This window comes from Pseudomonas sp. GL-B-12 (assembly GCF_019955895.1).
Taxonomy (GTDB): domain Bacteria; phylum Pseudomonadota; class Gammaproteobacteria; order Pseudomonadales; family Pseudomonadaceae; genus Aquipseudomonas.
Genome location: NZ_JAHBCX010000004.1, coordinates 44,660 through 65,227, shown reverse-complemented (window position 1 = coordinate 65,227; position 20,568 = coordinate 44,660). Strand labels below are relative to the sequence as shown.

The 20,568-nt window shown below is 61.0% G+C and carries 23 protein-coding genes and 1 pseudogene; 12 read left to right on the top strand and 12 right to left on the bottom strand.

Going from position 1 to position 20,568, the window contains the following annotated elements; translation table 11 throughout:
* Positions 1-242: 242 nt before the first annotated feature.
* Together KGA85_RS02350 and KGA85_RS02345 are read right to left on the bottom strand one after the other, a co-directional pair.
* On the bottom strand, positions 243-1,073 hold the full coding sequence (locus KGA85_RS02350) for a nitrilase family protein (protein WP_223542868.1): 831 nt from the start codon (positions 1,071-1,073) through the stop codon (positions 243-245).
* Positions 1,070-2,569, bottom strand: a complete 1,500-nt coding sequence (locus KGA85_RS02345) for a purine-cytosine permease family protein (protein WP_223454012.1) — start codon at positions 2,567-2,569, stop codon at positions 1,070-1,072. The genes KGA85_RS02350 and KGA85_RS02345 overlap by 4 nt, the downstream gene beginning before the upstream one ends.
* Before the next feature lie 199 nt (positions 2,570-2,768).
* On the opposite strand from KGA85_RS02345, the gene KGA85_RS02340 reads away from it, so the two are divergent.
* Positions 2,769-3,671 carry a LysR family transcriptional regulator gene (locus KGA85_RS02340; protein WP_223542867.1) on the top strand — a complete coding sequence of 301 codons (903 nt, stop codon included), beginning with the start codon at positions 2,769-2,771 and terminating at the stop codon, positions 3,669-3,671.
* A 492-nt stretch (positions 3,672-4,163) separates the two neighbouring features.
* On the opposite strand, the gene KGA85_RS02335 is transcribed toward KGA85_RS02340, so the two are convergent.
* Positions 4,164-4,697, bottom strand: a complete 534-nt coding sequence (locus KGA85_RS02335) for a cysteine hydrolase family protein (protein ID WP_223454008.1) — start codon at positions 4,695-4,697, stop codon at positions 4,164-4,166.
* Between the two features lie 69 nt (positions 4,698-4,766).
* Positions 4,767-5,045, bottom strand: a pseudogene (locus tag KGA85_RS02330) (gamma-glutamyltransferase); the annotation flags it as partial.
* 159 nt (positions 5,046-5,204) lie between these two features.
* On the opposite strand from KGA85_RS02330, the gene KGA85_RS02325 reads away from it, so the two are divergent.
* Positions 5,205-5,720: a methylated-DNA--[protein]-cysteine S-methyltransferase gene (locus KGA85_RS02325; RefSeq protein WP_223542866.1), complete on the top strand. Its 516-nt coding sequence runs from the start codon at positions 5,205-5,207 to the stop codon at positions 5,718-5,720.
* 154 nt (positions 5,721-5,874) lie between these two features.
* Here KGA85_RS02325 and KGA85_RS02320 read toward each other — a convergent pair whose 3' ends face one another.
* Positions 5,875-6,465 carry an NUDIX domain-containing protein gene (locus tag KGA85_RS02320; RefSeq protein WP_223454004.1) on the bottom strand — a complete coding sequence of 197 codons (591 nt, stop codon included), beginning with the start codon at positions 6,463-6,465 and terminating at the stop codon, positions 5,875-5,877.
* A gap of 166 nt (positions 6,466-6,631) precedes the next feature.
* On the opposite strand from KGA85_RS02320, the gene KGA85_RS02315 reads away from it, so the two are divergent.
* A complete protein-coding gene (locus KGA85_RS02315) occupies positions 6,632-7,057 on the top strand; it encodes a GNAT family N-acetyltransferase (protein WP_223531873.1) in 426 nt (141 codons plus the stop codon).
* A gap of 41 nt (positions 7,058-7,098) precedes the next feature.
* On the opposite strand, the gene KGA85_RS02310 is transcribed toward KGA85_RS02315, so the two are convergent.
* Entirely contained in the window at positions 7,099-7,449 is a 351-nt protein-coding gene (locus KGA85_RS02310) for a hypothetical protein (protein WP_223454000.1), read from the bottom strand.
* Between the two features lie 147 nt (positions 7,450-7,596).
* On the opposite strand from KGA85_RS02310, the gene KGA85_RS02305 reads away from it, so the two are divergent.
* The 9 genes from KGA85_RS02305 (at position 7,597) to KGA85_RS02265 (ending at position 12,601) form a co-directional block, all read left to right on the top strand.
* Positions 7,597-7,845 carry a hypothetical protein gene (locus tag KGA85_RS02305; RefSeq protein WP_008015571.1) on the top strand — a complete coding sequence of 83 codons (249 nt, stop codon included), beginning with the start codon at positions 7,597-7,599 and terminating at the stop codon, positions 7,843-7,845.
* A gap of 20 nt (positions 7,846-7,865) precedes the next feature.
* On the top strand, positions 7,866-8,195 hold the full coding sequence (locus KGA85_RS02300; protein WP_223453998.1) for a DUF6388 family protein: 330 nt from the start codon (positions 7,866-7,868) through the stop codon (positions 8,193-8,195).
* 94 nt (positions 8,196-8,289) lie between these two features.
* Positions 8,290-8,925, top strand: coding sequence for a YoaK family protein (locus KGA85_RS02295; protein WP_411741603.1), 636 nt, complete (start codon positions 8,290-8,292; stop codon positions 8,923-8,925).
* A 203-nt stretch (positions 8,926-9,128) separates the two neighbouring features.
* Entirely contained in the window at positions 9,129-9,521 is a 393-nt protein-coding gene (gene tusD / locus KGA85_RS02290) for a sulfurtransferase complex subunit TusD (RefSeq protein WP_223454093.1), read from the top strand.
* 1 nt (position 9,522) lies between these two features.
* A complete protein-coding gene (tusC, locus tag KGA85_RS02285) occupies positions 9,523-9,885 on the top strand; it encodes a sulfurtransferase complex subunit TusC (RefSeq protein ID WP_223453996.1) in 363 nt (120 codons plus the stop codon).
* Positions 9,885-10,178 (top strand): sulfurtransferase complex subunit TusB, encoded by a 294-nt coding sequence (gene tusB / locus KGA85_RS02280; RefSeq protein ID WP_223453995.1) that lies wholly within the window; start codon positions 9,885-9,887, stop codon positions 10,176-10,178. Before tusC ends, tusB begins: the two co-directional genes overlap by 1 nt.
* Positions 10,175-10,510 (top strand): TusE/DsrC/DsvC family sulfur relay protein, encoded by a 336-nt coding sequence (locus KGA85_RS02275; RefSeq protein WP_223447804.1) that lies wholly within the window; start codon positions 10,175-10,177, stop codon positions 10,508-10,510. Before tusB ends, KGA85_RS02275 begins: the two co-directional genes overlap by 4 nt.
* A complete protein-coding gene (locus KGA85_RS02270) occupies positions 10,507-11,508 on the top strand; it encodes a glycosyl transferase family protein (RefSeq protein ID WP_223453993.1) in 1,002 nt (333 codons plus the stop codon). The genes KGA85_RS02275 and KGA85_RS02270 overlap by 4 nt, the downstream gene beginning before the upstream one ends.
* Before the next feature lie 91 nt (positions 11,509-11,599).
* Complete coding sequence (locus KGA85_RS02265; protein WP_223453991.1) at positions 11,600-12,601, top strand: glutathione S-transferase family protein; 1,002 nt, start codon at positions 11,600-11,602, stop codon at positions 12,599-12,601.
* Positions 12,602-12,729: 128 nt separating this feature from the next.
* On the opposite strand, the gene cysG is transcribed toward KGA85_RS02265, so the two are convergent.
* The 6 genes from cysG to KGA85_RS02235 all read right to left on the bottom strand — a co-directional run bounded on the left by cysG (position 12,730) and on the right by KGA85_RS02235 (position 20,384).
* A complete protein-coding gene (cysG, locus tag KGA85_RS02260; RefSeq protein WP_223453989.1) occupies positions 12,730-14,124 on the bottom strand; it encodes a siroheme synthase CysG in 1,395 nt (464 codons plus the stop codon).
* Entirely contained in the window at positions 14,125-15,405 is a 1,281-nt protein-coding gene (serS, locus tag KGA85_RS02255) for a serine--tRNA ligase (RefSeq protein WP_223453987.1), read from the bottom strand. It lies immediately after the preceding gene.
* A gap of 16 nt (positions 15,406-15,421) precedes the next feature.
* Positions 15,422-15,796, bottom strand: coding sequence for a fluoride efflux transporter CrcB (gene crcB / locus KGA85_RS02250; RefSeq protein ID WP_008049383.1), 375 nt, complete (start codon positions 15,794-15,796; stop codon positions 15,422-15,424).
* Positions 15,796-17,118, bottom strand: coding sequence for a replication-associated recombination protein A (locus KGA85_RS02245; protein ID WP_223453985.1), 1,323 nt, complete (start codon positions 17,116-17,118; stop codon positions 15,796-15,798). The genes crcB and KGA85_RS02245 overlap by 1 nt, the downstream gene beginning before the upstream one ends.
* Before the next feature lie 164 nt (positions 17,119-17,282).
* Complete coding sequence (gene lolA, locus KGA85_RS02240; RefSeq protein WP_223453983.1) at positions 17,283-17,906, bottom strand: outer membrane lipoprotein chaperone LolA; 624 nt, start codon at positions 17,904-17,906, stop codon at positions 17,283-17,285.
* A gap of 66 nt (positions 17,907-17,972) precedes the next feature.
* A complete protein-coding gene (locus KGA85_RS02235) occupies positions 17,973-20,384 on the bottom strand; it encodes a DNA translocase FtsK (protein WP_223542865.1) in 2,412 nt (803 codons plus the stop codon).
* Between the last annotated feature and the right edge of the window lie 184 nt (positions 20,385-20,568).

The window sequence follows — 20,568 nt, the reverse complement described above, 5'->3', positions numbered from 1 at the left end:
GTGCGCAACTTCTTGCGCACTTGGCTGGAGCTTCATGGATCGTGGCCTGCAGCGCTTTTCAAGAAGTGTGTTTGAGGGGTAGTGCGCAACTTCTTGCGCATACTAGCCTTAGGCCTCAAGTCGGAGAGTAGTGAGGGTAATCGAGCCGGTTTTAATGGGGTTTCCTGGGATTACCAGGAAAGACGCGCTTTGATTTGAACTAAAATGAACCCCCTGCTTCGGTAACCAAATACGTTTGCTGTTCACCCCCCGTACAACTGCGGCCGCCGATCCTTATGCAAATCATTGCGCGCGCTGATGCGTTTGTTGCGCGCCTCGGCGAGGTTCAGGGTGGCCAGCAACATCTGCTCGCCGCCCTGCTCCGCCGGCCCGGCCAACGGGTAACCATCGGCATCGACGATGACCGAACCCTGGACCCAGCCGACCCCGCGCTCATGGCCATAGCGATCACAGGCGGCGATGAACATGCGGTTGACCGAGGCATTGGCCTGCACCCGCAGCACTTCGGCCGGGCGCTCGGTCTGCGGCCGCGGGCCGTCGGGCCAGTTGACCGGTGCACACAGCAGATCGGCCCCGGCCAGCGCCGGAAGACGCACCCACTCGGGGAATTCCAGGTCGTAGCAGATCAGCATGCCGAGCCGCCCATGCACCGTTTCGACCACCGGCGGTGGCGCATCGCCGGCCGTGAAGATGTCCTTCTCGGCATCCCACAGATGCGCCTTGCGGTACACCGCGCGCAGGCCATTGGCGTCGATCATCGCCGCGCTGTTGGCCAGTTCATCACCGGGCAGGCGCTCACAGAATCCGCCGACGATCACCAGGTTCAGCTCACGGGCCAGGGCATGCCAAAGCTGCAATATCGGGCCATCAGTGGTTTCCGCCAGCGACAGCGCCTCAAAGCGGTCGGCAAACAGATAGCCGCTCTGCACCAGTTCCGGCAACACCACGACCTGCGCGCCTTGAAAGGCTGCCTGGCGAATCGCGCGTTCGGTCAGTGTGCGGTTGTAGGCCAGGTCGCCGATTTTCGGTGCCAGTTGGCAACAGGCGACCACGGTATTTTTTACGCTGTTCAATGCCCTGCCTCCGCAGATGAATGGGTCATGGCGACAATGTCGCTCTCGCTCAGCGCATCGATCACCCGGCGTTCGGCGGCCAGATCAATCGAGCGGCTGAGCAGGTAGTAGGTCAACCCCGACACCACCAGGCCCACCAGCCAGGCGATGTCCACGCCTTCCAGCACTCGCGCCAGCGGGCCGACGAAGACCTCTTTGCCGGCGGCGGCATCGAAGATGTAGAAGAACGGCACCATGGCGGCGAAGCCGATCAGGTACGAGACGATGCCGCGAAATTGCCAGGCGCCGTAGATGCCGTTTGGCGTGAAGAAATGCGGGATCGCATATCGGCCCTTGCGCACGAAGAAGTAGTCCACCAGGTTGACCGCAGTCCACGGCACGAGGAAGTAGAGCAACAACACCAGGAAGGTGTTCAACAGCGCGATGCCGTCACCTTTGATCGACAGCACGCAGGTCAACAGAATGACGCTGATCACACTGATCGACAGCACACGGGCACGGGGTGTCGGGGTGATTTTCCTGATCGAGTCGACGCCGGTCAGCAGCGTCAGCATGGCGCTGTAGGTGTTGAGGGCGATGATCGGCAGGAAGCCCGCCACCGAGACGATCACCAGCAAGTTGCCCAACCCCGGCACCATCGAGGAGCCGACCTGGTTCAACGCCACCAGCGCATCCGCTGCTTTCAGCTCCTGGGCCAGCCAGGCACCGAGGCCGATCATCCAACTGCCGGACAACGAGGCGCCGATGAACACCGCCGCGATCAGTTTCGCCCGGCTGGTGTTTTTCGGCAGGTAACGGGAATAGTCAGACACGTAGGGTGCATAGGAAATGTTGTAGCTGGCACCGATGGCGAACAGCGTGGCGAAGGCCACCCAGTTGAAGCCCAGGTCGGTCGCCGGCGTGACGCCTTCCTGACCCGCACCGAAAATCAGGGCGATGGTCACCAGTGCGTACAACGGCAAGGTCGCCAGCAAGGCCCACTTGAAGGCCTTGTGCATCAGGTCGTGGCCGTAGATCGACAACAGCGCGCCGATCAGCACCACCGCCACGGCGACGATGGTCGGGTTAATGCCGAACACATGTTCAAGGCCGTTCATGATCAGCGAGATGTTCACCACGTTGAAACCGACGAACACAAACATCGTCGCCATCAACGCCAGGATCACCCCGCGATAGCCGAACTGGGCGCGGGACTGGATCATCTGCGGCAGGCCCATTTCCGGGCCCTGAGACCCGTGAAACGCCATGAAAATGGTGCCGAACATAATGCCCAGGGCACCGGCGAGCATGGTCCACAGCGCCGACAAGCCGAGGCTCGGGCCAACAAAACCGATGGAGATGGTGAAGAAGTGGAAGTTGCCCAGAAACCAGAAAGGCCCCTGACTGCTGAGTTTGGCGTGGCGTTCGTTTTCCGGGATGTAGTCGATGGAGTGACCTTCGATGGCCAACCCGCCGCTCGCCTCGGCGGCGTGCGCAGACACTGGGGAACCTGACATACGATTGTTCCTATGCTGTTGTTTGTTGTTTTTGTGGGTACAGCGCTCGCTACGACGTCCAGTTCAGGTAAAACTCCAGAAAAAGCTGACGATGACGCTGGCTTCACGGCAATGTAGGGCGTGAGTCCGGGCAATAAAATATCGCAGGCACACTGTTCACATAGATCAACATCTATGTAAGCGAGAATCGGGAGCCCCCATGCTGGGAACTGTAACGGAGCTGGATCTGCGCCTGATCCGGGTATTTCTGACCGTCGTCGAAGCGGGCGGCATCTCGGCGGCACAAACCGCCCTCAACACCACGCAACCCACGATCAGTGCGCAGTTGGCGACGCTGGAAGCCCGGGTCGGTTTCCGTCTGTGCGAACGCGGGCGCGGCGGGTTTTCGGTAACGCCCAAAGGCACTCGGTTCATCGACGCGGCCCGGCGCTTGCTGGCAGCGGCCGAAGGTTTTCGGGTCGAGGTGCAGCACATCAACCGCAAAGTCTCGGGCAGCATCAACATCGGCCTGCTGGGGCAAATCGACCCCGTGGCGAACAAGAAAATCGGCCAGGCCATTGCCCGATTGCGGGCGCGGCACGAGGGGCTGTACTTCCACTTCACCGAACTGTCGTCGTCGCTGCTGGAAGAAAAAATCATCAACGGCCATATCGACCTGGCCATCGGTTACTTCTGGCATCGCTTGCCCAGCATCGATTATTTCCCGCTGTTCCCGGAAACCCAGATCGCTTATTGCGCACCCTCGCATCCGTTGTTCGGGCAAGTCGGCGCACTGACTCGCGAAGATGTCAGCGGGTTCGACTGGGTCTGGCCGAGCCATCCGCTGCCGGAAATGCCGGCCCCCACGTCCATCGAGCGCCTGACCGTACTCACCGACAGCATGGACGGCGCAGCCCTGCTGATCCTGTCCGGCCAGCACCTGGGGTTTCTGCCGCAGCACTACGCGACCCGCCATGAACAGCTGGGGCAGTTACACCCGCTGAACCCGGACCTGTTGCGCTATGAAGTCAGTTTTCATGCGGCGGTGCGGCATTCGGCGCGGCAGCGGGACCTGGTGAGTGCGTTCCTCAATGAGCTGATCGAGATTTTCGGAGCGCCGTAGGTCCTGTGGGAGCGGTGGGTCAGTCAACGCCGATGCTGGCTGTAATGACGCCATCGCGAGCAAGCTCGCTCCCACAGGGTTAGTGGGTGTACGCGAAATCTGCGAGCGACCGAAATTACTGTGGGAGCGAGCTTGCTCGCGATAGCGGTGGGTCAGCCAGCATCAATGTTGAATGTGCTGGCCTCATCACGGGCAAGCCCGCTCCCACAGGGTTGGTGGGTGTACGCAAAATCTGCCAGCGACCGAAATTATTGTGGAGCGAGCTTGCTCGCGATAGCGGTGGGTCAGCCGACATCAATGCTGGCTGTAATGACGCCATCGCGAGCAAGCTCGCTCCCACAGGGGTTAGTGGGTGTACGCAACATCTGCCAGCGACCGGGATTACTGTGGGAGCGAGCTTGCTCGCGATAGCGGAGGGTCAGCCAACATCAATGTTGAATGTGCTGGCCTCATCGCGGGCAAGCCCGCTCCCACAGGGGGAATGTGGTGGTATCAGAAGTGGATGTCCTTGGCCGGTATCACATCGATCCGCGCCACGGAACCGGTCAGGCGCTTCAGGTCCTTGTTGTGCTCGGCAATGATGTCTTCGGCGGTCAGGTTGCCGTTGTCGACGGTGGAATGCGCGTCGCCCGCCAGCACCACGTCGTAGCCCAGTTTCAGGGCCTGGCGCACGGTGGCGTTGACGCAGTAATCAGTCTGCAGGCCGCAGATGACCAAGCGCTCGAAGTCCTCTTTCGGCAACAGTTTTTGCAGGTGGGTCTGATAGAACGAATCCGGCGTGGTCTTGCGCACGCGGTGGTCCTTGGGCGAAGTTTCCAGCCCTTCGGCCAGTTGCCAGCCGGCAGCGCCATGCGCCAGCGGACTGTCCGCTTCTTCGTGCTGGATCAGCACCACAGGAACTTCGGCCTTGCGGGCCCGGGCCGAGAGATCGTTGATCGTATCGATAACCCGTCCGATCTCGAAACACTCGTACTCACCGGAGCACAATGCCTGCTGAACGTCGATGATTAACAGTGCAGTGGTCATGACTTCCTTCCTTGATATGCCGAGGGATCAGGGGACGAACATAAGCCCGTCCCCCTCCAGACACAACCTTCAATAACCCAGCGACAACCCGGTGTTACGCCGTGGGTCGTTCGCCCCGTAGAAACGGTTCTTGCCGACCGGCTTGCCACCCAGGGACGGCGCCCCGACCAGGATCGCCGCCAGGTGGTTGGCATCCTGTAGACCGGCGAACTTGTGGCCCCAGCTCTCGAGGATTTTCACCGTGTCCGGGCTGGTGGTGAAGGCTTCCAGGTTGGTTTCCTCCAGCAGCCACTGCTGGTGGAAACGCGGTGCATCCACCGTTTCCTGGATGTTCATGCCGTAGTCGATTTGGCAAAAGGTTCGTACTTCATGAGTCAGTCTCTTCTTGTTATTTCGTAGGAAAACGCTTCAAAAGCCGTAGCCAAGTATGGTCGGGATTACGGTTTGCGCCTCCCCGTCGAGACAGTATCCTTAACGCCTGCTCAGCAATTTCCCGCGAGCCCTGGCATGACCTATACCTGCACCTCCTTGGCTTCACCTGTCGGCCAGTTGAAGCTGGTCGCGAACGGTTCACGACTGGCGGCCATCCTCTGGGAAAACGACAAACCCGGCCGGGTGCGCCTGGGGCCGATGAGCGAAGCGCCGGACAACCCGATCCTGGTACGCACGGCTGCGCAGTTGCACGAATACTTTTCCGGCACCCGCGATCGCTTCGAACTGGAACTGGATTTTGCCGGCACGGAATTTCAGAAGAAGGTCTGGGCGGCGCTGCTGACCATCCCGTTCGGCGAGACCCGCAGCTACAGCCAGATAGCCGAACAGATCGGCAACCCGGCGGCGGTCAGGGCGGTGGGTGCGGCGAATGGCAAGAACCCGATTTCGATTGTCGCGCCCTGTCATCGGGTGATTGGCGCGTCGGGGAAGTTGACCGGGTTTGCCGGCGGGCTTGAGGCGAAGGAGTTGTTGCTGACGCTGGAGGGCTGCGAGTGGTCGGGCGCCAGTCGCATGGATGACTTGTTTTAGGGACGCACTGCACTTGTGGCGAGGGAGCTTGCTCCCGTTCCAGTGCGAAGCACTGGCCAATCATCTTCAAACATTCAAGATACCGGGGCTGCTGCGCAGCCCAACGTCGGATCGCCGCCCGGAGCAAGCTCGCTCGCCACAGGAAGCGCATACGTTAGCCGGCGAAGAGGTTTTTCATCGCCGCATACTGCAACAACATGATGGTCTTGGCATCGCAGATTTCGCCGCGGTAAAACGCTTCGAGCGCGTCGTCGAACGCCCACTCCAGCACTTCCAGTTCTTCGGTTTCCGACTCCAGCCCGCCACCGTCACTGACTTTCGACTTTGCGTCGTATTCGGCAACGAAGAAGTGCAGTTTTTCCGTCACCGAACCGGGACTCATGTACGCCTCGAACACCTTCTGCACATGGTGCACGCGATACCCCGTCTCTTCCTCCGCTTCATCGCGGATGCGGTCTTCAGGCGCCGCGCCTTCCAGCAGCCCCGCCGCCACTTCGATCAACAGCCCATCGTGGCCGTTGACGAACACCGGCAGGCGAAATTGCCGGGTCAGTACCACGGTCCTCTTTTCGCGGTTGTACAACAGAATCGCCGCGCCGTTGCCACGGTCGTAGACCTCCCGCGTCTGGCGTTGCCACTCGCCGTTGTTGCGGCGGTAATCGAAGGTGATTTTCTTGAGCAGGTACCAGTCGTGGGACAACACCTGAGACTCAAGGATGTTGACCCGCTCGGCTGTGTTCGACATGACAACGCGTCCTGTTATTTGTCTGAGGGTCCACATGTTAAGTGAAAACGGACAGCGTTTGCCCCCTCAAGCAAGCTGCGCGTTGGCGACGGTTCAACTTTTCCGGGGATGGAACAATCGCTGCAACCGGGATAGGCTGCGGCTTCAATGCCATATGGATATAGCCATGAACCTGCGTATCGAACTATCACCAAACCCCACGGAAGAACAACGCCAGGCCATCCTAAAACCGCTGCGCGCCTACAACGGCTCGAAGGCCGAAGGTAACGTGCCTGAGCACATCGCCTTGCTGGTGCGCGACGACAACGACGAGATCCTCGGCGGCCTGCATGGCCGATTGTTTTACCAGTGGCTGTACGTCGACTTGCTGGTGGTGCCGGAACAGGCACGGGGACAGGGCCTGGGTTCGAAACTGATGCAGATGGCCGAAGACCTGGCGCGGGAACGGAATTGCGTCGGGCTGTGGCTCGACACCTTTGAATTCCAGGCGCCGGAGTTCTACAAGAAATGCGGCTACAGCGAGATCGGGCACATTGCCGATTACCCGCCGGGCCACAAGCACTTCTTCTTCCAGAAGCGCCTGAACTACTGATCAGTACAAAAACCCACAAGGGACTTGCGTTAGCCTTCAGGTCACAGGCAAGTCGCCAACGCCGCCAGCCGGCGCTTGGCCACGAAATCATCCTTCTGTGCGTAGTAGCTCAACACCGTGCCCGAGGCATCGGTGGTCACGTCGACGAAGGACTCCGCCGAACGGGTGTAAACGGTCGTGCCACCCTTCTCCCCTGGCTGCAAATACGCCGCCGCATCGACGCCGAAGACGCCCTCGTCCTGCCAGGAAAACTGCACGCACTGGGCGACGTCTTTTGCCGGTTTTTCCGAGTTCAGGGTCTTGTACGGAGCCTTGGTGCGGGCATCGTTCATCGCCGAGCCGGCGCAACCCGCCAGCAACGTCACGGCCAGCGCCACCATCAGAATTCGCATTGCATTCACTCATCAGGAAAAAGCGGACTTTATCACCCCGGCAGCCCGTATCGTTCTGCTTTACTGCATTTATACCGCGACAGCGCGCAACGATTCGCGCACCCTGTTGCGCCAATAACGTTGCATCGCCCCCTGACTGGAAACCTGATGACACCTAATGCCGAGTTCTACAAACCGAGCACTGAATATGCCGACAAGCTGATCAGCCAGATCGGTCAGACGCCTTCCTGGATTGCCAAGCGAATCGGCGTCACCGACAAGCGGATTCGCTACATCCTCGACGGTGAAAGAACCGTCAAAGGCGAAACCACGCCGATCCAGATGACCTACACCGAACAGTTTGCCCTCGAATGCCTGGCGGCAGCGGCCAAGGCCAGCAAGAAGCAATCCTCGTAATCCGTTCTCAAGGAGCGACCATGGCGGCAACCGAACTGCAACATGAGCAAGCACTCAAGAGGTTTCTTGATGCGCGCCCCGAGTTGCGCGAAGAACTCGACCACCTCAACCCGCTGTTGGCTCAGGCCAAGGGTGAAACGGCGGCTCAGTATCGCGAGGAACGGCTGCACGAAGCGTTTGAAGCTGAAGCAGAACGCCAGAAGTTGTTCGCTTGGGAACTGACGTTGCAGTTAACCACCGCCACACCCCAGGATTACCAAGCGCAGCGCCTGGAAGTGCACCGGGAAGTGGCGGAAATGGCCGGCATGGACTGGCTGGAATATTGCGAGTTGAATGGGATAAAACCCTAAGCACTGTTCAGGGATACCTTCGCCGATGCTGCCCAACACCGCCAGGACCCACGCCAGCCCCGGGCACTTGCACACGCAGAAATAGCGCGGGCGCATAGGCCTGAGCCTGGTGGCCATGCTCTCGGTACTCGCCGGCATGACCGACGCCATCGGCTTCATGGCCAGCGGCGACTTCGTCTCGTTCATGAGCGGCAATACCACCCGGATGGCGGTCGCCATCAGTACTGGCAACCTTGGGTTGACCCTGCGCCTGGTGATCCTCGTCGCCACTTTCATCGTCGGCAACGCGCTGGGCATTATCGTCAGCCGGCTAGGCAGACGCCGGGCCCTGCCCTTGTTGTTGTGCATCACCACCCTGCTGTGCGCCGCCGCGGCCTGGCCTTATGATGCGCAACTGCCAGCCCTGCTGGCGGCGATCATTGCAATGGGCATGCTCAATGCCGCGGTGGAAGAAGTGAACGGCCTGCCGGTCGGCCTGACTTACATCACCGGTGCCCTGTCGCGTTTCGGCCGCGGACTGGGACGCTGGATGCTCGGCGAGCGCCGTAACGGCTGGCGTGTGCAACTGATCCCCTGGACCGGCATGTTCGCCGGCGCGGTACTCGGTGCCGTGCTGGAACATCACCTGGGGCTCAAGGCGTTGTTTGCCAGTGGCCTGCTGGCTGCCGGGCTCGGGGTGTTGTCGTTGAGGATCCCGCGGCGTTGGCAGTTGGGGTATATGCCGCGCTGAGACTTACATCGCCTGTTCGGCCGCCTTCGCGAGCAAGTCGGATCGCCGCACCGCCGCTCCCACATTGATCGTGTGAACACTGGAGATCAAATGTGGGAGCGGGCTTGCTCGCGAAGGGGGCGACACGGTCTACGAGTAAACGCTCTTCGCCGCCCCGCCGATAAAGCATTATCATGGCCGCAGTTTCGCTGATCGAGTCCGTCATGAAGTTCGCCATCGCCGTGTTTTCCGCCGCCCATGCGCCCTCCTCGCGCCGCGCCCTGCTGTTCGCCCAAGCGGCGCTGGCCGGCGGGCACGAGATTGTCCGGTTGTTTTTCTACCAGGATGGCGTCTACAACGCATCCGGCAGCGTGGTCACGCCCCAGGATGAACTGGACTTGCCCAAGCAATGGCGGGCATTCGTCAGCGACCATCAACTCGATGGCGTGGTGTGCATCGCCGCCGCCCTGCGTCGTGGCGTGTTGAACGAGGAAGAAGCCAAGCGCTATCAGCGCGAGGCGGTAGCCGTCGGTGCGCCGTGGGAATTGTCCGGCCTCGGCCAATTGCATGACGCCGCGCAGGATGCCGACCGTCTGATCTGTTTCGGAGGCGCATGACATGGCCAAATCCTTGTTGATCATCAGCCGCCAGTCGCCATGGTCCGGCCCAGGCGCGCGTGAAGCGCTGGATATCGTGCTGGCCGGCGGCGCCTTCGACCTGCCGATTGGCCTGTTGTTTCTCGATGACGGCGTGTTCCAGCTGGCCGCCAGTCAGAATGCCAAGGCCCTGCAACAGAAAGACCTGAGCGCCAACCTGCAGGCCCTGCCGATGTTCGGTGTCGAGGAACTGTTTGCCTGCGGCGACAGTATCGCCCAACGTGGCCTGGACCCCAGCGGCCTGTCGCTGGAAGAAGCCCAGGTGTTGACCGCCCACGAAATCACCGCCCTCATTGACCGTTACGACCAGGTGATCACCCTCTGATGTCGACTTTGCATGTGTTGTCTCATTCCCCGTTCGGCGACGAACGCCTGACCAGTTGCCTGCGCGTGATCGGCGCCAACGACGGGTTGCTGTTGTCCGGTGATGCGGCCTATGCGTTGCAGCCAGGCACCGCACCGTTCACGACACTCAGCGCACGTGGCCTGAAGCTGTTCGTCCTGGCTGAAGATGCCCAGGCCCGCGCGCTTGCGGTTCCAGACTGGGCCCGGGCCATCGATTACCCGGCCTTCGTCGAGCTGTCGATTCACTACGACAAGGTCAACAGTTGGCTATGAATGCATTGACGGTCGGCGCCCGCGCCATCGAGCTGGACAAGGATGGTTTCCTGGTCGAACTGAGTGACTGGTCCGCCGATGTGGCCAGTGCCCTGGCGGCTACCGAAGACATCGAGTTGACGCCCGAACACTGGGAAGTCCTCGAACTGCTGCGCAGTTTCTACGCCGAATTCCAGCTGTCACCGGCCACCCGCCCGTTGATCAAATACACCGCCCTGAAACTCGGCCCGGAAAAAGGCAACAGCCTGCACCTGAACCGACTGTTCAAAGGCACTCCCGCCAAACTCGCCGCGAAACTGGCGGGCCTGCCCAAACCGACGAATTGCTTATGACTGATTATCCAGCACTGACCCTCGAAACCCCCGCCGAGCATCCGTTCGCCCAGTTCGTGCGGATCCTTGGCAAAGGCAAGCGCGGCGCCCGCGATTTGACCCGGGTCGAAGCCCGCGAAGCCATGGGCATGGTGTTCGATGAAAAGGTCGAGGAAACCCAACTCGGCGCATTCCTGATGTTGTTGCGGCACAAGGAAGAAAGCGCGGAAGAGATGGCGGGCTTCACCGAAGCCTTGCGTGAACGTCTGAATCCTCCGGCTCTGGCGGTGGATCTGGATTGGCCGACCTATGCAGGCAAGAAACGCCATCTACCGTGGTATCTGCTGGCAGCCAAGTGCCTGGCGCAAAACGGCGTGCGGATTTTCATGCACGGCGGCGGCGCCCACACGGCCGGTCGGCTGTACAGCGAGCAACTGCTGGGCGAACTGAACATCCCGCTGTGCCGCAACTGGCAACAGGTGGGTTCGGCACTGGATAACGGCGGCCTGGCCTTCATGCCATTGATGGACTGGGCGCCACAGCTGCAACGCATGATCGACCTGCGCAACACCCTGGGCCTGCGTTCGCCCATCCACTCGCTGGCGCGGATTCTCAATCCGCTGGGCGCCCGTTGCGGTCTGCAGAGCATTTTCCACCCGGGTTATCAGGCGGTGCATCGCGATGCCAGCGGCCTGCTGGGTGACACCGCCATCGTGATCAAGGGCGATGGCGGCGAGATCGAGATCAACCCGGACGCCGACAGTCACCTGTACGGCACCACCGGCGGTGTTAGTTGGGATGAGGAATGGCCGCAGTTGTCGGCGCAGCGTCACGTCAAACCTGCCTCGCTTGAACCTGAACATTTGAAAGCGGTATGGCGTGGCGATGTCGTCGACAGCTACCCGCAAATGGCCCTGATCTCGACCATGGCCCTGGCACTGCGTGGCCTCGGACAGAGCCGCGAACAGGCCCTCGAAACCGCTGAAAAATACTGGGCTGCGCGGGACAAATCGATTTAATCGATCATTCACGCCCGATCTTTGCGCTTTTTGTTCGAACTCATCGGAATAGACTCGACTCCATCGATTATGGGTTTCAGGAGTCTTGAACATGGGTTTGTTAGTTGATGGCCGCTGGCAGGACAAGTGGTACGAAAGCAGCAAGGACGGCGCGTTCCAGCGTGAACAGGCGCAGCGTCGCAACTGGTTGACCGCTGACGGCAAGCCGGGACCGACCGGCGTCGGCGGTTTTGCGGCCGAGCCCGGGCGCTATCACCTGTATGTGTCCCTGGCCTGTCCGTGGGCTCATCGCACGCTGATCCTGCGCAAACTCAAAGGCCTCGAAAAGCTGATCGACGTCTCGGTGGTCAGTTGGTTGATGCTGGAAAATGGCTGGACCTTCGACCAGAGCCTCGGTTCGACCGGCGACAGGCTCGATCACTTCGACTTCATGCACCAGCGCTACACCGCCGACACCGCCGACTACACCGGCCGCGTCACCGTACCGGTGCTTTGGGACAAACAACAGAATCGCATCGTCAACAATGAATCATCGGAAATCATCCGCATGTTCAATGGCGCCTTCGACGATCTGACCGGTAACGACCTGGACTTCTACCCGGCGCCGCTGCGCGGAGAGATCGATGCGCTGAACGAGCGGATTTATCCGGCAGTGAACAATGGCGTGTACCGCGCCGGGTTTGCCACCTCTCAACAGGCTTATGAAGAAGCGTTCGATGATGTGTTTGCCGAACTGGACCGGCTGGAACTGCTGCTGGGCGCCAACCGCTATCTGGCTGGCGAGTACCTGACCGAAGCGGACATCCGCCTGTTCACCACGCTGATTCGCTTCGATGCGGTGTACTACGGGCACTTCAAGTGCAACCTGCGGCGGATCGCCGATTATCCGAACCTGTCGAACTGGCTGCGGGAAATCTATCAGTGGCCGGGGATCGCCGAGACGGTGGACTTCACCCACATCAAGAACCACTACTACGCCAGCCACCGCACCATCAACCCGACGGGTGTGGTGCCCAAAGGTCCGGCGCAGGACTTTACCGCGGCCCATGATCGGGAGCGGTTGAGTGGGAAAGGGGTTTGGCGCACGGCCTGAGCTTGATCTGAATTTTGCGGTGAATTTGAGGGCCTCTTCGCGAGCAAGCCCGCTCCCACAGGGGATTTGTGTCGTTCACTAATCCAATGTGGGAGCGGGCTTGCTCGCGAATGGGGTCGACTCGGCCTCTAGACCTGCCCCTGAGCCCCTTCGAACCACGCCAGTTTCTCGCGCAGTTGCACCACTTCGCCGACGATCACCAATGTCGGCGCATGCACTTCATGCTCCGCCACCAGTCGTGGCAGGTCCGCCAGGGTGCCGGTAAACACCCGCTGGTTGACCGTAGTGCCCTGCTGGATCAGTGCCGCCGGGGTATCGGCGGCGCGTCCATGCTTGATCAGCTGTTCGCAGATGACCGGCAAGCCCACCAGCCCCATGTAGAACACCAGGGTTTGCGCCGGGGCCACCAGATCGGCCCATGGCAAATCGCTGGAGCCGTCCTTGAGGTGGCCGGTGATGAAACGCACCGACTGCGCATAATCGCGGTGGGTCAGCGGAATCCCGGCATAGGCCGCGCAACCGCTGGCCGCCGTGATCCCCGGCACGACCTGGAACGGGATGCCATGGGCTGCCAGTTCTTCGATCTCCTCACCACCACGACCGAAGATGAACGGATCGCCGCCCTTCAATCGCACCACGCGCTTGCCCTGCTTGGCCAGGTCCACCAATTGCTGGTTGATCTGGTCCTGCGGCACCGCGTGATCGGCACGGCGCTTGCCGACGTAAACCCGCTCGGCATCGCGACGGCACAGTTCGAGAATCGCTGGCGCCACCAAGCGGTCGTACAACACCACGTCGGCTTGCTGCATCAGACGCAACGCCTTGAACGTCAGCAGGTCGGGGTCACCTGGCCCTGCGCCCACCAGATAGACCTCACCGGTCGCCACTGGCGCTTCGCCATCGATTTTCGCCTGGAGCAGACGCTCGGCTTCACCGCCCTGCCCGGCCAGTTGCCGGTCGGCAATCGGTCCCTGGAAAACATCTTCCCAGAACGCCCGACGCTGCTGCACATCCGGAAACAGACCTTTGACCTGATGACGGAATCGCGCCGCCAAACCGGCCAGGTGACCGTAGGTGGAAGGAATCCAGGTTTCGATCTTGGCGCGGATCAAACGTGCCAGCACCGGCGCATCGCCGCCGCTGGACACTGCGATAATCAGTGGGGAACGATCAACGATGGCCGGGAAGATCACGCTGCACAGGGCTGGCGCGTCCACCACGTTGACCGGCACGCAACGCCGATGGGCATCGGCGGAAACTTGTGCGTTCAGCGCTTCGTCGTCGGTGGCGGCAATGATCAGCCCGCAACCGTCCAGATCCGCCTCGGCGTAGCCACGTAGCAGGCACTCGCCACCGCTGCCGGCAACCAGTTCGCGCAGTTGCGCTTCGATTTCAGGTGCAACCACCCGCAGCAGCGCACCGGCATCGGCCAGCAGGCGAGATTTGCGCAAGGCAATCTCCCCCCCGCCGACGACCAACACACGACTGCCGCGAAGGTTATGGAACAGCGGCAGATAGTTCATTTAGCCGATGACCTCAAGGCCACCCATGTACGGCTTGAGCACCTCAGGCACACGGATCGAACCGTCGGCCTGCTGATAGTTCTCGAGCACCGCCACCAGGGTACGACCGACTGCAAGACCGGAGCCGTTCAGGGTGTGTACCAGTTCCGGCTTGCCGGTTTCCGGGTTGCGGAAACGCGCTTGCATACGGCGGGCCTGGAAGTCGCCACAGTTGGAGCACGACGAAATTTCGCGGTACTTGTCCTGGCTCGGGATCCACACTTCCAGGTCGTAGGTCTTGACCGCGCTGAAGCCCATGTCGCCGGTGCACAGCGCCAGGGTGCGGTAAGGCAGTTCCAGCAGTTGCAGGACTTTCTCGGCGTTGGCGGTCAGGCCTTCCAGCGCTTCCATCGACTGCGACGGCTCGACGATCTGCACCATTTCAACCTTGTCGAACTGGTGCTGGCGGATCATGCCGCGGGTATCGCGGCCCGATGCGCCGGCTTCACTGCGGAAGCACGGTGTGTGGGCGACGAACTTGATCGGCAGCAGTTTCGAGTCGACGATTTCACCGGCGACGATGTTGGTCAGCGACACTTCGGCGGTCGGGATCAGGTACAGATCAGCCTCGCCTTCGCGCGCGATCTTGAACAGGTCTTCTTCGAACTTCGGCAACTGACCGGTGCCTTGCAGCGCCGGGGCCTGGACCAGATAAGGCGTGTAAGCCTCTTCATAGCCATGCTCGGTGACATGCAGGTTGATCATGAACTGCGCCAGGGCGCGGTGCAGACGGGCGATCGGGCCGCGCAGCAGGGCGAAACGGGCGCCGGACAGCTTGGCGGCGGTTTCAAAATCCAGCCAGCCGAACTTCTCGCCCAGGGCCACGTGGTCCTGAACCGGGAAATCGAAGGCAGTCGGGGTGCCCCAACGGCGCACTTCGACGTTGCCGTCTTCGTCTTCGCCGACCGGTACCGATTCGTGCGGCAGGTTGGGGATACCCAGCAGGATCGAGTCGAGTTCGCTCTGGATCGCGTCCAGTTCGACTTTACCGGTGCTCAATTCGCCCGCCATGCGCTCGACGTCCGCCATCAGCGGCGCGATGTCTTCGCCGCGCTGCTTGGCCTGACCGATGGATTTGGAGCGCGCGTTACGTTCAGCCTGCAGTGCTTCGGTGCGGGTCTGGACGGTCTTGCGCTGTTCTTCCAGCGCTTCGATGCGCGCAACATCCAGGGTATAGCCACGGGATGCCAGGCGGTCCGCTACGTCCTGAAGGTTGCTACGTAACAGTTTGGAATCGAGCATGTCGGTTTCTCGTTTATCAAAGTTTGGTCAAGGACAGGCCGGCCCAGGTGGCAAGCAGCCCGCCGAATACGCTGAGCGCCGCATAGCCCAGGGCCAGCGGCACTTGCCCGCTTTCCAGCAGGCGCACCGTATCCAGTGAAAAGGATGAAAAAGTCGTCAGCCCCCCGAGGAAGCCAACCATCAACCCGGCACGCACCTCGATGGGCACCTCCGGGCGTATCAAAAACAGACCGTATAGAACGCCGATCAGCAAACAGCCCACGATATTAACGGCCAGCGTCGCGGTATAGAAGTGCCGCGGCCAATTCGCGTTGATCCAGTTGCCGGTGGCGAAGCGCAACAGAGTGCCGGCCATCCCGCCGACGGAAACCGCAACGATCAAGGGAAGCACTATTTTCTCCGCTGCCTTGGGCTTAAACGGTCGAGTTTTGCCAGGTGATTGAGTTTTTCGCCGATCTTCAACTCCAGGCCACGGGGCACGGGCTGATAGAACGGGATCGGGTCGAGTTCTTCCGGGAAATAGTCTTCGCCAGCGGCATAGGCGTCCGGCTCATCGTGGGCATAACGGTATTCATCGCCGTAGCCCAGCTGCTTCATAAGCTTGGTCGGCGCGTTGCGCAGGTGCAGCGGCACTTCCAGCGAGCCGTGCTCGGCGGCGGCGCGCAATGCAGTCTTGAAGCCCATGTACACCGCGTTGCTTTTCGGCGCGCAGGCCAGATAGGTGATGGCCTGGGCCACCGCCAGCTCGCCTTCGGGGCTGCCGAGGCGCTCCTGCACTTCCCAGGCCGCCAGGCACAGGCTCAGGGCACGGGGGTCGGCATTGCCGATGTCTTCGCTGGCCATGCGCACCACGCGCCGGGCCAGGTACAGCGGATCACAACCGCCGTCGATCATCCGTGCGAACCAATACAAGGCGCCATCGGGGTTGGAGCCGCGCACCGATTTATGCAGCGCGGAAATCTGGTCGTAGAACGCTTCGCCGCCCTTGTCGAACCGCCGACGGGTGTCACCAAGCAGGCTTTGCAGGAGCTCGGTGCCGATCTCGCTGTTGTCCTCCGCCAGGTCCGAGGCGTTTTCCAGCAGGTTGAGCAGGCGCCGACCATCGCCATCGGCGGCCGACAGCAGCATCTGGAAGCCCTCGTCGCTGAGGGTCAGGTTGCGCTTGCCCAGGCCACGCTCTTCGGTCAGCGCGCGGTGCACCAGTTTGCGCAGGGCCGCTTCGTCGAGGCTTTTGAGCACATAAACCCGCGCCCGGGAGAGCAAGGCGTTATTGAGTTCGAACGAGGGGTTTTCCGTGGTCGCGCCGATGAAAATCAGCGTGCCGTCTTCGACATAGGGCAGGAACGCATCCTGTTGGGACTTGTTGAAGCGATGCACTTCGTCGACGAACAGGATGGTGCGGCGGCCGTACTGCGCGGCCTGCTGCTTGGCGATTTCCACCGCCTGACGGATCTCCTTGACCCCGGCCAGCACCGCCGAGACCGTTTCGAAGTGCGCATCCGAGACTTCCGCGAGCAATCGCGCCAGGGTGGTTTTGCCCACGCCCGGCGGCCCCCAGAAAATCATCGAATGCAGGGCACCCTGCTCCAGGGCTTCGCGCAAGGGCTTGCCGCGAGCGAGCACGTGCTCCTGACCGACGTACTCGTCCAGATTGGCCGCACGCAGGCGGGCGGCCAAGGGCTGGGCGATGGGGGTGCTGCGAAACAGATCCATGACTACCTGTGAAACCTCACTGGGCTTATATGCCACACCGTCCAGAGATTGGACAAAGATCCCTGTGGGAGCGGGCTTGCTCGCGAAGAGGCCGTGTCAGTCGACATTTTGATTGAATGACACACCGCCTTCGCGAGCAAGCCCGCTCCCACAGGTTCGGCGTATTACTCTTGAATCACATCGGCACCCTTGGGGATGTCGAACTTGAACTTGGACGCCGGGATCGGCTCGTTGGCCTTCACCCCGGTGAACAGGATATTGGTGCGCTGGCCGACGCTGTCGATCAGTTGCATGTCATTGACCAGACCATTGCGGAACGACAGGCGCAGGCTGTCGAACAGGGTGTCCTTGGTTTTCGGCTTGAGGGTGAAGTCGATCACGCCGCCGGCTTCCTTGGCGCTGATGTCGAAGCTCTGGCTGATCTTGGACACGTCACCGGACAACAGCAACGCCGGGGTCTGGGTCAGGCGCTGGTCGAGTTTCTTGATGGTGGCCTGTTCCAGGTCCGGGTCCCACAGGGTGACTTTCTTGCCATCGGAGATCATGGTCTGTTCGGCCGGCGCATCGGTGTGCCAGTAGAACAGGCCCGGACGCTGCAGCGACATCTCACCGGCGGTTTCCTGCAACTGGGTGCCGGTACCATCAAGGGTCAGTTGCGAGAAACGTGCAGTCAGGGTCTGGGATTTTTCCAGCAGTTGGGTCAGGCGTGCCACGTCCTTGTCATCGGCGTTAGCCTGGAGCGTGGTCAAGGCCAGTACCGGCAGCAACAGCATGCGGATCAGACGCATGGGAGTCCTCATAACATTCGTGGGAGTGCGGGCGGCGCCAATGGGCGCTCCCCTTTCATACTCGGGTCAGTCGCGCACCGGGCCCGGGGCCAGGACTTCACGCGAACCGTTGGTGTTCATGGACGTCACGACCCCGGCCATCTCCATGGCTTCGATCATGCGCGCGGCGCGGTTGTAGCCGATCTTCAGCTTGCGCTGAACCGCGGAAATGGAGGCGCGACGGCTTTCCAACACGAACTGCACCGCTTCGTCGTACAGCGCATCGGCCTCGGGATCGTCACCGTCGCCGCCACCGCTGCTGCCTTCAAAGCCGCTGCCCGCCTCTTCGACGCCATTGAGGATGTCGTCGTTGTATTCCGGCGCGCCCCGCAGTTTCCAGGCTTCCACCACGCGGTGAACCTCTTCGTCGGACACGAAAGCACCGTGAACACGAATCGGCAGGCTGGTACCCGGCGGCATGTAGAGCATGTCACCGTGGCCGAGCAGTTGTTCGGCACCGCCCTGGTCGATGATGGTCCGGGAGTCGATTTTGCTCGATACCTGGAACGCCATGCGGGTCGGGATGTTGGCCTTGATCAGGCCGGTGATCACATCCACCGACGGACGCTGGGTCGCAAGGATCAAGTGAATACCGGCCGCACGCGCCTTTTGTGCGATACGGGCAATCAGTTCTTCAACCTTCTTGCCGACGATCATCATCATGTCGGCGAATTCGTCGACCACTACTACGATGGTCGGCAGCTTTTGTAGCAGCGGCGCTTCGTCGTGGATGCTTTCGCGCTTGTACAGCGGATCGCTCAACGGCTCACCGGCGTCCTGGGCTTCCTTGACCTTGGCGTTGAAGCCCGACAGGTTTCGCACACCCATCTTGGCCATCAGCTTGTAGCGCCGCTCCATCTCGGCAACGCTCCAGCGCAGGGCGTTGGCGGCGTCCTTCATGTCGGTGACCACCGGGCACAGCAGGTGCGGAATGCCTTCGTAGATCGACAGTTCGAGCATTTTCGGGTCGATCATGATCAGCTTGGCGTCTTCCGGGCCAGACTTGAACAGGATCGACAGGATCATCGCGTTCACACCCACCGACTTACCGGAACCGGTGGTACCGGCCACCAGCAAGTGCGGCATTTTCGCCAGGTCGGTGATGACCGGCTTGCCGCCGATGTCGTGACCCAGGGCCAGGGTGACCGGCGACTTGAAGTTGTCGTACTCGGGGGTCGACAACACCTCGGAGAAACGCACGATCTGCCGATCCTCGTTGGGAATCTCGATACCGACCGTGGTCTTGCCCGGAATCACTTCCACCACGCGCACGCTGGTCACGGCCAGGGAACGCGCGAGGTCTTTGGCCAGGTTGGAAATACGGCTGACCTTGACCCCGGCGGCCGGCTGGATCTCGTAACGGGTAATCACCGGGCCCGGGTGAATCGAATCCACCGTGACTTCAACGCCGAATTCCTTGAGCTTGATTTCCAGCAAGTGGCCAACCGCAGCCAGGGATTCAGGCGAGTAATTGAGCTGTTTCTTTTCCGCCGGATCGAGAATCGAGATCGGCGGCAAAGTGCCTTCCACGGCGCTGTCGACGAACAGCGGCGCCTGTTTCTCTTTCTCCACACGCTTGCTCGGTGCGACGGGCTTTGGCGGCGCGGGTGCAATCACCGGCGGCACCTGCTTCTCACGCTCGGACATGTGCTTGCTCAGGGCTTGCTCACGTTCGATCAGACGTTCCTTGACCTTGGCCTGCTCGCGCTTGTCGGTGACGCTCGGCGCGACCACTTCATCCATACGGTCATCGACTTCACGCAACTGGGCAACCAGCTGTTTGCGCTCGGTACGGGCCGCCCACCAGCGATTGGCGGCGTTCTGGAACAGTTCGAACAGGTCGAGGGTGATCTTGCCGGTGATATCCATCACCTTGAACCACGACAGGTCGGTAAACACAGTCAGGCCGAACAGGAACAACGCAATGAACAATAGCGTGCTGCCCTGGATATTCAAGGCATTCCTGGCCAGGTCGCCAAGGCTTTCGCCCAGCGCACCGCCCGCACCGGCCGGCAGACCGGTCGCGGCATGGAAATGGATATGGGCCAGAGCGGCGCCCGACAGCACCAGGAACACCAGGCCGATCAGGCGCCAGGAGAACAGCCAACCGCTCCACTGCCACGGTTCGTGACGCTGGCGGAAGATCTGGTATGCCTTGACGGCCAGCAGCAACGGGAAGATGTAGGCGAAGTAACCCAGCACCATGAACAGGATATCGGCGCTGTAGGAGCCCGCTGGCCCGCCGAAGTTCTGCACGTCGTCGATCTTGCTGTTATGACTCCAGCCCGGATCATCCTTGCCATAGGTCAACAAGGCCATCATCAGGAACAGGCACAAGGCACCGATGGCGATCAGCGCACCTTCCTTGAGTCGGTAGTGCAAGTGCTGGCGCCAGAGCGGTACGACGGCTGGTTTAGGTGCTGCGGTGGATTTCTTCAAAACGCTTCTTTTCCTGCGCCTATGGCGCGTCCATCTGATGAATGTCTATAAAAACTGCGAAAAAACCGCCCAATCCAGGCAGGTAAAAAAGTTAACACGCGTTACCGGGACTACTTTTAACACTGCGCCCCGGTTTTTATAAACATGGCGCGCACTGAATATATGTAACACGCAGGGCATTGTA

Excerpts from the sequence above, each read along its gene's own strand:
- KGA85_RS02345 (WP_223454012.1), bottom strand. The coding sequence starts at position 2,569 with ATGTCAGGTTCCCCAGTGTCTGCGCACGCCGCCGAGGCGAGCGGCGGG.
- KGA85_RS02340 (WP_223542867.1), top strand. The coding sequence starts at position 2,769 with ATGCTGGGAACTGTAACGGAGCTGGATCTGCGCCTGATCCGGGTATTT.
- KGA85_RS02335 (WP_223454008.1), bottom strand. The coding sequence starts at position 4,697 with ATGACCACTGCACTGTTAATCATCGACGTTCAGCAGGCATTGTGCTCC.
- KGA85_RS02325 (WP_223542866.1), top strand. The coding sequence starts at position 5,205 with ATGACCTATACCTGCACCTCCTTGGCTTCACCTGTCGGCCAGTTGAAG.
- KGA85_RS02320 (WP_223454004.1), bottom strand. The coding sequence starts at position 6,465 with ATGTCGAACACAGCCGAGCGGGTCAACATCCTTGAGTCTCAGGTGTTG.
- KGA85_RS02315 (WP_223531873.1), top strand. The coding sequence starts at position 6,632 with ATGAACCTGCGTATCGAACTATCACCAAACCCCACGGAAGAACAACGC.
- KGA85_RS02310 (WP_223454000.1), bottom strand. The coding sequence starts at position 7,449 with ATGCGAATTCTGATGGTGGCGCTGGCCGTGACGTTGCTGGCGGGTTGC.
- KGA85_RS02305 (WP_008015571.1), top strand. The coding sequence starts at position 7,597 with ATGACACCTAATGCCGAGTTCTACAAACCGAGCACTGAATATGCCGAC.
- KGA85_RS02300 (WP_223453998.1), top strand. The coding sequence starts at position 7,866 with ATGGCGGCAACCGAACTGCAACATGAGCAAGCACTCAAGAGGTTTCTT.
- tusD (WP_223454093.1), top strand. The coding sequence starts at position 9,129 with ATGAAGTTCGCCATCGCCGTGTTTTCCGCCGCCCATGCGCCCTCCTCG.
- tusC (WP_223453996.1), top strand. The coding sequence starts at position 9,523 with ATGGCCAAATCCTTGTTGATCATCAGCCGCCAGTCGCCATGGTCCGGC.
- tusB (WP_223453995.1), top strand. The coding sequence starts at position 9,885 with ATGTCGACTTTGCATGTGTTGTCTCATTCCCCGTTCGGCGACGAACGC.
- KGA85_RS02275 (WP_223447804.1), top strand. The coding sequence starts at position 10,175 with ATGAATGCATTGACGGTCGGCGCCCGCGCCATCGAGCTGGACAAGGAT.
- KGA85_RS02270 (WP_223453993.1), top strand. The coding sequence starts at position 10,507 with ATGACTGATTATCCAGCACTGACCCTCGAAACCCCCGCCGAGCATCCG.
- KGA85_RS02265 (WP_223453991.1), top strand. The coding sequence starts at position 11,600 with ATGGGTTTGTTAGTTGATGGCCGCTGGCAGGACAAGTGGTACGAAAGC.
- cysG (WP_223453989.1), bottom strand. The coding sequence starts at position 14,124 with ATGAACTATCTGCCGCTGTTCCATAACCTTCGCGGCAGTCGTGTGTTG.
- serS (WP_223453987.1), bottom strand. The coding sequence starts at position 15,405 with ATGCTCGATTCCAAACTGTTACGTAGCAACCTTCAGGACGTAGCGGAC.
- KGA85_RS02245 (WP_223453985.1), bottom strand. The coding sequence starts at position 17,118 with ATGGATCTGTTTCGCAGCACCCCCATCGCCCAGCCCTTGGCCGCCCGC.
- lolA (WP_223453983.1), bottom strand. The coding sequence starts at position 17,906 with ATGCGTCTGATCCGCATGCTGTTGCTGCCGGTACTGGCCTTGACCACG.